This window comes from Mycobacterium heidelbergense, from assembly GCF_050205645.1.
Classification (GTDB): domain Bacteria; phylum Actinomycetota; class Actinomycetes; order Mycobacteriales; family Mycobacteriaceae; genus Mycobacterium; species Mycobacterium heidelbergense_A.
In genome coordinates, this window is the sequence record NZ_JBNMQT010000007.1 from 244,311 (window position 1) to 255,565 (window position 11,255).

Sequence of the window (11,255 nt, forward strand, 5' to 3'; positions counted from 1 at the left end):
TCACCGTTCGGCGATCTCCGGGACCAGCAGATGCGCGTCGTGACGCGGGCCCCAGTGCAAGGTGACCCGACCGCGCGGTGATTCCCGGTACGCCGCCGGCATCTGACCGATTAGCGGGTTGCGCGGCCAAAGCCAGCGCCCCGCGACGACCAGCCGCAGCTGCTCGCCGCCGCGAAACAGCGTCGCCGACGGCCCCAGTGCGACATCGACGGCGACCACCTCGCCGGCCGACAGCGGCTGCGGCTCGGCGCATGTCGGGACAGGCTCCCACGGCCGCGACAGCTCGTAGTCCAGGGCGCGCAGCGCGACGCGCTGCCAGCCCGTGGTGACCCGGTCACGGCCGTAGCCGTAGGACCCCTCGAATGCGACGAACCGTCCGTCACGCCACTTCTCAACGCCGACGAACAGGTTCGCGTCATCGCAGCCGTCGAGTTCTACCCACAACCGCGCGACCATCGGACCGGTCAGCTCGGTCTCCGCGGGAAATGTGTAGCTGAATGCCGCTGCGCGGGAGAGGGTTTCGAACGCGATGCGGCCAGCCTCGGTCGGCCGCTCCGGTGCCAGCGCTCCGGTGCCGTCCAGATACTCACCCAGATATAAAGGCCGCCAACGGGTTCGGGCGAGCGGCCAGTCGGCTTCTTCGCGCACCGCGGCGATGGTGTCGCGGTCCTCGCGCACCTCGAGGCGAACGCTGCGCGAAGCGGGCGCGCCGTCCAGCACGCCGCGGAAGAAGCTCAGCTGCTCGTCCAGCGCGGCCTCGGAATAGAACGTCGCCCATTTGCCGCCGCGATGGGTGTAGAGGCGGGCGTGGGAGGATGCGGCGTGCGTGAAGGCCCGGACCGAGCCGCGGGAGTGCAGGTTGTTGTCGGAGAAGCTGCCGCAGACCAGCATCGGAACCGTGATGGCCGACAGATCGGGTGCCAGCGAGCGCCAGAAATCATCGCGCAGGGGATGCTCGTCCTGCATCGACACGAGGGCATAGGCCTGCCGGGTATCGCGATTCAGGTTGCGCGACCACATCCGGGTGAAGCCGCACTCCCGCACACCGCCCGGATAGGTCAGGTCGCGATACGCGTCGGTGAACCCTTCCCACGGACAGATCGCCCGCAGCGCGGGCGGCCGCAGCGCGGCGACGGCGTACTGGCTGATGGCCAAGTAGGACACGCCGAGCATCACGACGTTCCCGTCGCACCAAGGCTGGTCGGCGATCCACTGCACGAGGTCGTAGGTGTCCTCGGCTTCCCTGCGCGAGAGCACCTTTCCGGTGCCGTCGGAATGGCCGCAGCCGCGCGAGTCGGCGTTGACGACGGTGAAGCCCCGCGCCGTCCACCACACCGGGTCGGGTGCCTCCCAGCCGGTCAGGGCCGAGAAGCGCACCGGCGTCGGCTGGCGCAGTATCCGGTACTGGATCGAGAACGTCCACTTCCTGCCCCGCCGTTTCGGCAGATTGTCCTTGCCGTACGGGTGGATGCTGAGGATGACGGGACGGGTGTCGTCGGAATCTCGGAAGACGTTGATCCGCAACACTGTTCCGTCACGGGTCGGCACCTCGACGTCGGTGTCGACGAGGAGGTCTCGCGGCGGATCGGTGACCGTTACCGGCGGTTTGGCGATGCCGCGTAGCCGGCCTAGCGCATACCGCAGGGAGCCGGGACGTCGCCACGGCCGGTCGAGAGCAGGTGCCGGATTGCGGGCCACGGCCATACCCTAGGCCCGTTACCAGACATTCGGTATCAACCGATAGCGCACCCGCTGCGTGTACTCGCGGTATCCGGCCAATTGCTGGGTGAGCAGCTGTTCCTCGTCGAGGATGCGAAGGACGAGCGCCAGGAGGCCGACGGTGAGACCCAAGAGCCCCCAGTAGGAGCCCAGCGACAGGGGGATGCCCACCATCAAGATCACGTTCCCGGAGTACATCGGGTGTCGCACCAGTTTGTAGAGGCCGCGGGAGGCCAGCTTCTGACCTTCCTCCACCCGGACCGTGGCGGCGGCGTAGCTGTTCTGGATGACCACCGCCATCGCGATGGTCAGCCCCGCCACCACGAGGACGTCGCCGATCACGCACACCGCGGCCGGCACCGACGACCAACCCATCCGGTGGTCCAGCGCGCTTAACGCCATCATCCCGAAGAGCCCAAGAAAAGCCATGATGATGACGAACTTCTGGACCGCCCTGCCCTCGGCCAGCGGCCCGCCATGCATGCGCCGCTGCAGGGCCGCCGGATTCGTCCGAGCCAGATACACGCTCGGGACCAGCGTCGCGATCGTGAAGATCGCGATGAAAACCCACGCCTGCCAATAGTGGAACGTGCCCGCCGGATAGAACAGGATAAGGCCCACGACGGCGAGCCCGATAATGCTCGAAACCCCCAACTTCACAGCGGTTTTCACGATTGTGTCCTTCCTACTGCCGTAGATCACGCCGTCGAAAAGCGATGACTCCCACGATGATCAGTGCTGCGTCGATGGCCAGCAGCCACAGCAGCGGCACCGCGGTGAAGTCGCTGCCGACCCGGGGAATGTGGGCGAACGGCTCGAGATCGAGCACCCACTGCCCGAACCCCGCCAGCGAACCGATCAGGTACAGGGCGACGAATCCGACCAGCACACCCCACGCCAGCGGCGTGAATCGCGGTGCGATACCGAACAATGCGAGCGTCACCGAAGCCAGCAGCCAGACCGCGGGCAGTTGCACCGCAGCGGTTGCGACGACGGTCGCCAACTTGCCGCCGACGTCGCCGGCCGCGGTGCCGTACACGAGTCCCGCCACCACGCCGCAGGCCAGCATCGCAAACGCGGAGCCGGCCAGCGCGGCGATCAAATGGCTGGCCAGCCAACGGGTGCGCGAGACCGCACCGGCCAGGGTGGTCTCGGCTCGCTGGGCGGATTCCTCCTGGTGCAACCGCAACGTGAGCGAGACCGCGAACGCGGAAGCCGCCATGCCCAGCATCGCGAACGCCACCGCGACGAACGCCTCTTCCAAGACGCTGGTGCCGCCCATCCGCGCGACGATGTCGCGCGCGACGGTGCTGTCGCCCAGTTGGTCGCCGATGCCGTGCACCACGCTGCCCATCACTAGCCCATACAGGCACAGGCCCACGGTCCACAGCACCAGGGCGCCGCGGTCCAGCCGCCACGCCAGCCCGAAGACGTTGCCCAGCGCCGGCGCGGCCCTATCCGGGCCGGCGCGTTCGGCGACGAGCCCGGCGCCGACGTCGCGGCCGGCCAGCAGCCGATACGCCACGACCGTGAGCGCGGCCGCCGTCGCCAGGTGCAGCAGCAGCACCCACCAGCGTTCGCCCGCATAGGGCCGAACCTGCAGCGACCAGCCCAGCGGCGAGAGCCACGACAGCGTGCCGGAGCCGGCGTCGCCGATGGCGCGCAGCGTGAATGCCGCCGCCAACACGGAGAACGCGGCACCGCGGGCGAATCGCGCGCTCGGCGACAGCTGCGCGGACACCCCCGCGACGGCGGTGAAGACCACGCCGGAGCCGGCCAGCGCCGCCCCGAAAGCCAATGACCCGCCGGCCGGGACGTGGGTGCTGAGCAATCCCGCCGCACCGATCGCGCCGGTCGCGATCGAGGCCCCGAACGACAACATCAATGCCGCTGTGAGGCTGGCGTAGCGGCCGACCGACGTCGAGTCCATCAGCTCCGTCCGGCCGGTCTCCTCGTCGGCACGGGTGTGCCGGATCACCGTGAGGATGACGGCCACCGCGATCAGCACATGGAACATGCCCGCTTTCCAAATGCCAACTGCGCCAAGGCTGTCGTTGTAGATCTGCCCGTAGAGCGCACGCTGGGCCGGGCTGGCCATGATGGAGGCCGCAAATCCGGCGCGGCCCGCCTGGGTGGGATAGACCTTTTCGATGCTGCCGACGTACACCGTCGCCAAGGGAAGCGACAGCAACAGCACCCACAGCGGCAACGAGATCCGGTCGCGGCGCAAATACAGGCGCAGCATCCCAAGCGTTCCGGAGAAATTCGAACTGCGTTGCGGCCCATGGTGCGCCGGAGGGCGTGGCCGATCCAGAACCGCGGTGCTCATAGCGCCGAAACCTTCCTTCCGCTGCGTTCACGCTGACCGTCGCCCGCCGTGTCGTAGTGGCGCAGGAAGAGCTCTTCTAGGGTCGGCGGCTGACTGACGAGGCTGCGCACGCCGGCGTCGCCGAGCACCCGGATGAGTTCTCCCAGGCTTTCGCTGTCGACCTGGGCATGCAACGTGTTGCCGTCGATGCTGATGTCTTCGACGCCTTTGATCCGCGTGAGATCGCCTGGATCACCGGTCATTTCGGCCTTGATCGAGGTGCGGCTGAGGTGACGCATCGAGTCCAGCGAACCGCTCTCGATGGTCCTGCCGGCCCGAATGATGGTCACCCTTTCGCACAGCGCCTCGGTTTCTGCCAGGATGTGGCTGGACAACAAGACAGTCACACCGCGGTCTCGGGCCTCGGCGACGCACTGCTGAAATACGTTCTCCATCAACGGGTCCAGGCCGCTGCTGGGCTCGTCCAAGAGCAGCAGGCCGGCCCGCGACGAGAAGGCCGAAATCAGGGAGACCTTTTGGCGGTTGCCCTTCGAGTACGTGCGCGCCTTCTTGTGCGGATCAAGGTCGAAGCGCTCGATCAGCTCGTCGCGGCGTTTGTCATCGATGCCGCCGCGCATCCGGGCCAGCAGGTCGATGGTCTCGCCGCCGGTCAGCGAGGGCCACAGCGTGACATCGCCCGGCACGTAGGCGATCTGGCGATGCAACTCCACGGCATCGGTCCACGGGTCGCCGCCCAGCAGCCGCACGGTTCCGCTGTCGGCCTTCACCAGGCCCAGCAGGATGCGGATGGTGGTCGACTTCCCGGCGCCGTTGGGTCCGAGGAACCCGTGCACCTCTCCCGCGCGCACCGTCAGGTTCAGGCCGTCCAGCGCTCGCACGGCTCCGAAATTCTTTGTCAGATCCCGGATTTCGATGGGTGCGGTGTTGTCAGCTGCCATGTGATTCTCCTTGATCATCTGCGGCCAGAAATGCGTCGTACATGGTGCGGTCGGCCATCAACCCGTCGGAGTAGATCTCGAGGGCGGGTAGCACCATCTCGCGGGCATAGTCGCGCAGGACCGCCCGCAGATCCGTGGGGTTTTCGTGCATTTGCAGATACAGCAGAAGTCCGCCGCCGCCGGTGATGCCCAGATACTTGGCCCTGGCTTTCGGATCGCGGCTGGGTTTGATCGTCCCGGCCCGCACGCCGTCTTCGAGGTATCCTTCGGCGTTCTCAATCATCCTGTGCCACAGCATCTTCGCCAGATCGCCGCCGGTCTGCATGCTGCGCAGCAGGTAAGCGATCAGCGGAGCGAATTCCTCGATTTCGGCCAGTTGCCCAAACCACACGGCGGGGTCGTTGGACTGCATCGCCTCGGACTTGCTCTCGCGGATCTCTTCGGCGATGAAGTCGTCGCACGCCTTGCGCAGGCCGTCCTTCGATCCGAAGTGATGGATGACCAGCGCGGCGCTCACCCCCGCGGCTTCGGCGATCGCGCGAAGCCCCACGTCGAAGCCGCGCTCACCGAACTGCTCGATCGCCGCGTCGCGGATCCGGGCGGCGGCGGTCAGGTCGGCTGAACGCATGTTCAGTACACTAAACACGCGTTCAGCCCTACGTCAACGAGGCACGCCGTTAGGAATCCGTAAAGAAATCAGCGACGCGCGCCGGTCAGTCCCGGACCGCGGCGAGCACGCCGTCGCCCAGGGGCACCAGCGCGGGGGTGAGCCGTTCGTCCTCGGCGATCAGCCGGGCCGCCTCGCGAACCGCGACCACCTCGGCGTCGCGCGCCGCGGGATCGCCGGCGCGGCCGCCCAGCCCGGCGCGGTGCACCACGATGACGCCGCCGGACCGCAGCAGCCGCACGCCCTCGACGACGTAATCGGGTTGGTCGATCGGGTCGGCGTCGACGAACACCAGGTCATACGACTGGTCGGCGAGCCGGGTGAGCACCTCTTGGGCGCGGCCGCTGATCAGCCTGGTGCGCGACGGCCCGATCCCGGCTTCGGCGAAGGCCTGCTTGGCGAGCCGCACATATTCGGGCTCGATGTCGATCGTGGTTAAGACGCCGTCGTCGCTCATGCCCGACAGCAGCCAGAGTCCGCTGACTCCCGCGCCGGTGCCCACCTCGGCGACGGCCTTGCCGCCACTGAGCTTGGCCAGCAGGCTCAGGAGCGCACCGACCGCGGGCGTGACCGCCCCGGCGCCGATGTCCATGGCGCGCTCGCGGGCGCCCGCCAGGATCGCGTCTTCTGATATCGACCCCTCGGCGTGCGCGGAAAGTGCCTCGGCTCGGCTGGGGGCCGCATGGCCGGGGGCCGCCGAGCCGTTATCGGTACCGTCCATGACCGGCAGCGTATGCCGGATTCGCGGTGCAGTAGGTCAGGCGCGCCTGAGCCGGGCAGCTGAGGCGGATGGGGCCGACACGCCCGGACGCCGCGGCGCGACGAAGCTCACTGCGCGGTGGATACGCCCTGCGTAATGCAGGTAACGATCTGGTTTCTCAGCCAAACCTCAGTGTGCTCCTATGCCGCGCATACGCCGATGCGCCACGGTTTGCCTATGGAACGCGGCGGGTACGGGACCGGGAATACACAGTGGCGACTGCGCGTTGCCGCTGACGAATTATCAGACCCTGATGCCAGGGCAAACCCGGAGGACGCAATCATCACCACGCTTTTGAGCCCGAGCAGCATGTCTCACGCGCAGGAGTGCCGAGACGACGAGTGGGTGGCAACGCCCGACGCGTTGCAGGGAACGGCGGTGTTCGATGCGACCGGGGACAAGGCCACCATGCCGTCGTGGGACGAGCTGGTGCGTCAGCATGCCGACCGCGTCTACCGGCTGGCCTACCGGCTGTCGGGCAATCAGCATGACGCCGAGGACTTGACGCAGGAGACGTTCATCCGCGTCTTCCGGTCGGTGCAGAACTACCAGCCGGGAACCTTCGAGGGCTGGCTGCACCGCATCACCACCAACTTGTTCCTCGACATGGTCCGCCGGCGCGCCCGCATCCGGATGGAAGCGTTGCCCGAGGATTACGACCGGGTCCCCGCCGACGAACCGAATCCCGAGCAGATCTACCACGACTCGCGGCTCGGGCCCGACCTGCAGGCCGCCCTGGATTCGCTGCCGCCGGAATTTCGTGCCGCGGTGGTGCTGTGTGACATCGAAGGTCTGTCCTACGAGGAGATCGGTGCCACCCTGGGCGTCAAGCTGGGTACCGTGCGCAGCCGCATCCACCGCGGGCGTCAGGCGCTGCGCGATTACCTGGCCGCGCACCACGAAAACGGCGGTGCGCTGCACACCAAGTCGGCGTAATACGGCGGGTCATCCCCGGCCCGAGTCGGCTCACGCGCGGTGACAATAGTGCAGCGTTGGGGTCTCGAGGCGGGTGTTCGGCGCTTCGTCGCGCTACATTCGAGGGGTACGTAGCAGCGAAAGGAGCTGGTGATGTCCGAGCGAGGACATGTGTTCCGCCGCGCGTTCTCCTGGCTCCCCGCCCAATTCGCCTCCCAAAGCGATGCGCCCGTCGGCGCGCCGCGCCGGTTCGGCTCCACCGAGCATTTGTCCGTCGAGGCGATCGCGGCTTTCGTCGACGGCGAGCTACGGATGAACGCCCATCTCCGTGCCGCCCATCACCTCTCGCTATGCCCGCAATGCGCGGCCGAAGTCGAAGATCAGAGCCATGCGCGCTCCGCGCTGCGCGACTCGCAGCCGATCCGCATCCCCAGCGGGTTGCTCGGAATGCTGGCCGATATTCCGCACAGTTCGCCCGATGACACAACCCAGATGCCGGACGGATTCGCTCACCGCGACGCGCGCGACCGGCGCAAGCGCTCCTAGCTTGAGTCCCCGCAATCAGGAAACCGTGGATACTAGGGTGGACACGGACAATGCCGTGCCTGGTGCTCGCCCGGTAAAGGGCCCTGTATTAGGCGGTTTTCGAGCGCTCAGACGAGGATTTAAGAGGATCACGTGACCTCCGACCAAGGCAACGACAGCGGCGGTAATGGTGGCAACCGCCTAGCGCCGCGCCCGATATCCCGGCCACCGGTCGACCCCGCGTCGCGCCAGGCGTTCGGTCGCCCCGCAGGGCAGCAGGGGTCCTTCGTGGCGGAGCGCGTGCGCCCGCAGAAGTACCGGGAACAGTCCGAGTTTTCGCCGCACGATCAACCGGCCGACCCCGTTTTGGAAGAGGCGTTCAGCCGGCCCGTCGGGGTGGGCGAGTCGCTGCAACGCCACCCCGTCGATGCCGGCGCGCTGACCGCCGAGACGGACGGCGCCGGACCGGACGAGCTCGACGACCCGTGGCGGGACCCCGGGGCCGCGGCCGGGCTGGGAACCCCCGCGGTCACCCCGCCGGCACCGCACTCCGCTCTCGGCTACGGCGGCAAGCTGGGCGTGCGCGACGTGCTGTTCGGCGGCAAGGTGTCCTACCTCGCGCTGGCCGTGCTGCTGCTGATTGCGCTGGTAGTCGGGCTGATCGGCGGAGTGATCGGCCGCAAGACGGCCGAAGTCGTCGAGGCGTTCACGACCTCAAAGGTGACGCTGTCGACCCCTGGCAACAACGAAGGGCCGGCGGGCCGGTTCGCGAAGGTGGCCGCCGCGACCGCGGATTCCGTGGTGACTATCGAGTCGAAGAGCGACCAGGAGGGCATGCAGGGTTCCGGGGTCGTCATCGACGGCCGTGGCTACATCGTCACCAACAACCACGTGATTTCCGAGGCGGCCAACAACCCGAGCCAGTTCAAGACCACGGTGGTGTTCAACGACGGTAAGGAAGTGCCCGCCAACCTCGTCGGGCGCGACCCGAAGACCGACCTGGCCGTCGTCAAGGTCGACAACGTCGACAACCTGACCGTGGCCCGGCTCGGCGATTCGGACAAAGTGCGCGTCGGCGACGAGGTCCTTGCCGCGGGTTCGCCGCTGGGGCTGCGCAGCACCGTGACGCACGGCATCGTCAGCGCACTGCACCGTCCCGTGCCGTTGTCGGGGGAGGGCTCCGACACCGACACCGTCATCGACGCCATCCAGACCGACGCCTCGATCAACCACGGCAACTCCGGCGGCCCGCTGATCGACATGGATTCCCAGGTGATCGGCATCGACACAGCGGGTAAGTCGTTGTCGGACAGCGCAAGTGGCCTGGGCTTCGCGATCCCGATCGACGAGGCCAAAGAGGTCGCCCAGACCCTGATCAAAGACGGAAAGATCGTGCACCCCACGTTGGGGGTCAGCACCCGGTCGGTGAGCAACGCGATCGCGTCCGGCGCCCAGGTCGCCAATGTGAAGGCGGGAAGCCCCGCGCAGAAGGGCGGAATCCTGGAAAACGACGTGATCGTCAAGGTCGGTAACCGCAAGGTCGCCGACGCCGACGAGTTCGTCGTCGCGGTCAGACAGCTCAACGTCGGGCAGGACGCCCCGGTTGAAGTGGTCCGCGACGGTCGGCACGTCACGCTGACCGTGAAACCGGACGGAGACAACGGCTAGGTGTTCGCGAACCTCAGCTGGGAACACATCCTGGTCCTCGTTGTGGTAGGGCTGGTGATCCTTGGGCCGGAGCGGTTGCCGGGCGCCATCCGGTGGACCTCGAACGCGCTGCGCCAGGCCCGTGACTACCTCAGCGGCATGACGAGCCAGCTGCGCCAGGACCTCGGACCCGAGTTCGACGATCTGCGTGCCCCGCTGAGCGAGCTGCAGAGGCTACGCGGTATGACGCCCCGCGCCGCGCTGACCAAGCACCTGCTCGACGGCGACGACTCTTTCCTCACCGGCAATTTCGACCGCCCGGTCAACGGCGTCCCCGCCAAGCCGGCCGAGCCGCAGGCGCCCGGTCACACGCCGTTCGACACCGACGCGACCTGAGTACTCAGCGCTTGGTCGGATCGAGGCCCAGCGACACTCCGGCCAGGCCGCGCCGCCGCGTCGACAGGCCGTCGGCGACACCGCGCAGCGCCTTGCCCACCGGCGAATCGGGCGCGCTCAGCACGATCGGCAGGCCTGCGTCACCGGCGGCCACCAGCGCGGGGTCCAGCGGGATCTGGCCCAGCAGCGGCACGTCGGCGCCCGTGGCTCGTGACAGGCGTTCCGCGACCTGCTGGCCGCCGCCCTCGCCGAAGACTTGCAGCGTCGAGCCGTCCGGCAGCATCAGGCCCGACATGTTTTCCACCACGCCGGCGATGCGCTGACGGGTCTGCAGCGCGATGCTGCCGGCCCGCTCGGCGACCTCGGCGGCGGCCAGCTGGGGCGTGGTCACCACCAGAATCTCGGCGTTCGGGATCAGCTGGGCCACCGAGATGGCGATGTCGCCGGTTCCCGGCGGCAGGTCGAGCAGGAGCACATCCAGATCGCCCCAGTAGACGTCAGCCAGGAACTGTTGCAGGGCGCGGTGCAGCATCGGTCCCCGCCACACCACTGGCGTGTTTCCCTCGGTGAACTGCGCGATGGAGATGACCTTCACCTCGTGGGCGATCGGGGGCAGGATCATCGACTCGACCTGGGTGGGCCGGGCGGTGGTGCCCATCATCCGCGGGATGGAGTGGCCGTGGATATCGGCGTCGAGCACACCCACCGCCAGGCCGCGGGCGGCCATCGCCGAGGCGAGGTTCACCGTGACGGTCGACTTGCCGACTCCGCCCTTGCCCGACGCGACGGCGTAGACCCGGGTGAGAGAGCTCGGCTGGGCGAACGGGATGACGGGCTCGCGGGCATCGCCGCGCAGCTGCTTGCGCAGCTCGGTGCGCTGCTCGTCGTTCATCACGTCCAGGCTGACTTGCACCGCGCCGGTGCCGGGCACGTCGGCGACGGCCTTGGTGACACGTTCGCTGATTTCGCTCTTCTTCGGGCAGCTGGCGATGGTCAGGTAGATCGTCACGTGCACGCCGCCGTCGGCGGCGACGTCGATGCTCTTGACCATCCCGAGTTCGGTGATGGGACGCCGCAATTCGGGGTCGATCACCTTGCTCAGGGCGGTGCGGATGGTTGCGCTCAGGTCGGCTTGCGAACCGGCGGGGTCATGACGGGACATCACCGCCGAGTGTAGGCGGCTCGCGTTGCGGCCGGTCGGCCGACGGGTCAGCCCGCCGGGGCCACTGCGGGCTGGTTGGCCGCAGCGTTCGACGCCGGGCCGGCCGGCCTGGGTGACGCCGAGGCGCTCGCCGCGGCGGGGCCGGCCAGCGGCGGCGCGGCCGGCTGCACGCCATCGGGCGGCGGTGGGGCTGGCGG

Annotated in this window: 10 protein-coding genes and 1 pseudogene; 4 read left to right on the forward strand and 7 right to left on the reverse strand. The window is 68.1% G+C overall.

Going from position 1 to position 11,255, the window contains the following annotated elements; genetic code table 11:
- From ACQI5H_RS10635 to ACQI5H_RS10660, 6 genes are all read right to left on the reverse strand, one after another.
- The gene (locus ACQI5H_RS10635) at positions 1–1,698 is read right to left on the reverse strand and encodes a CocE/NonD family hydrolase (RefSeq protein ID WP_427079335.1); all 1,698 of its coding nucleotides are present in this window, start codon (positions 1,696–1,698) and stop codon (positions 1–3) included.
- 18 nt (positions 1,699–1,716) lie between these two features.
- Positions 1,717–2,391 carry a methyltransferase family protein gene (locus ACQI5H_RS10640; RefSeq protein ID WP_427079336.1) on the reverse strand — a complete coding sequence of 225 codons (675 nt, stop codon included), beginning with the start codon at positions 2,389–2,391 and terminating at the stop codon, positions 1,717–1,719.
- 13 nt (positions 2,392–2,404) lie between these two features.
- Entirely contained in the window at positions 2,405–4,048 is a 1,644-nt protein-coding gene (locus ACQI5H_RS10645; protein WP_427079337.1) for an ABC transporter permease, read from the reverse strand.
- Positions 4,045–4,986, reverse strand: coding sequence for an ATP-binding cassette domain-containing protein (locus ACQI5H_RS10650; protein WP_427079338.1), 942 nt, complete (start codon positions 4,984–4,986; stop codon positions 4,045–4,047). The genes ACQI5H_RS10645 and ACQI5H_RS10650 overlap by 4 nt, the downstream gene beginning before the upstream one ends.
- On the reverse strand, positions 4,976–5,614 hold the full coding sequence (locus ACQI5H_RS10655; protein WP_427079339.1) for a TetR family transcriptional regulator: 639 nt from the start codon (positions 5,612–5,614) through the stop codon (positions 4,976–4,978). The genes ACQI5H_RS10650 and ACQI5H_RS10655 overlap by 11 nt, the downstream gene beginning before the upstream one ends.
- An 85-nt stretch (positions 5,615–5,699) precedes the next feature.
- A complete protein-coding gene (locus tag ACQI5H_RS10660; protein ID WP_427079340.1) occupies positions 5,700–6,374 on the reverse strand; it encodes an O-methyltransferase in 675 nt (224 codons plus the stop codon).
- A 216-nt stretch (positions 6,375–6,590) separates the two neighbouring features.
- Here ACQI5H_RS10660 and sigE point away from each other — a divergent pair.
- From sigE to tatB, 4 genes and pseudogenes are all read left to right on the forward strand, one after another.
- Positions 6,591–7,354, forward strand: a pseudogene (gene sigE, locus ACQI5H_RS10665) (RNA polymerase sigma factor SigE); the annotation flags it as partial.
- Between the two features lie 127 nt (positions 7,355–7,481).
- Complete coding sequence (gene rseA / locus ACQI5H_RS10670; protein WP_427079341.1) at positions 7,482–7,874, forward strand: anti-sigma E factor RseA; 393 nt, start codon at positions 7,482–7,484, stop codon at positions 7,872–7,874.
- A 132-nt stretch (positions 7,875–8,006) separates the two neighbouring features.
- Positions 8,007–9,521 (forward strand): serine protease HtrA, encoded by a 1,515-nt coding sequence (htrA, locus tag ACQI5H_RS10675; protein WP_427079342.1) that lies wholly within the window; start codon positions 8,007–8,009, stop codon positions 9,519–9,521.
- Positions 9,522–9,896 carry a Sec-independent protein translocase protein TatB gene (tatB, locus tag ACQI5H_RS10680; protein WP_427079343.1) on the forward strand — a complete coding sequence of 125 codons (375 nt, stop codon included), beginning with the start codon at positions 9,522–9,524 and terminating at the stop codon, positions 9,894–9,896.
- 4 nt (positions 9,897–9,900) lie between these two features.
- On the opposite strand, the gene ACQI5H_RS10685 is transcribed toward tatB, so the two are convergent.
- Positions 9,901–11,058 carry an Mrp/NBP35 family ATP-binding protein gene (locus ACQI5H_RS10685; protein ID WP_427079344.1) on the reverse strand — a complete coding sequence of 386 codons (1,158 nt, stop codon included), beginning with the start codon at positions 11,056–11,058 and terminating at the stop codon, positions 9,901–9,903.
- Positions 11,059–11,255 lie beyond the last annotated feature (197 nt).

Excerpts from the sequence above, each read along its gene's own strand:
- ACQI5H_RS10645 (WP_427079337.1), bottom strand. The coding sequence starts at position 4,048 with ATGAGCACCGCGGTTCTGGATCGGCCACGCCCTCCGGCGCACCATGGG.
- ACQI5H_RS10660 (WP_427079340.1), bottom strand. The coding sequence starts at position 6,374 with ATGGACGGTACCGATAACGGCTCGGCGGCCCCCGGCCATGCGGCCCCC.
- ACQI5H_RS10655 (WP_427079339.1), bottom strand. The coding sequence starts at position 5,614 with ATGCGTTCAGCCGACCTGACCGCCGCCGCCCGGATCCGCGACGCGGCG.
- ACQI5H_RS10650 (WP_427079338.1), bottom strand. The coding sequence starts at position 4,986 with ATGGCAGCTGACAACACCGCACCCATCGAAATCCGGGATCTGACAAAG.
- ACQI5H_RS10685 (WP_427079344.1), bottom strand. The coding sequence starts at position 11,058 with ATGTCCCGTCATGACCCCGCCGGTTCGCAAGCCGACCTGAGCGCAACC.
- rseA (WP_427079341.1), top strand. The coding sequence starts at position 7,482 with ATGTCCGAGCGAGGACATGTGTTCCGCCGCGCGTTCTCCTGGCTCCCC.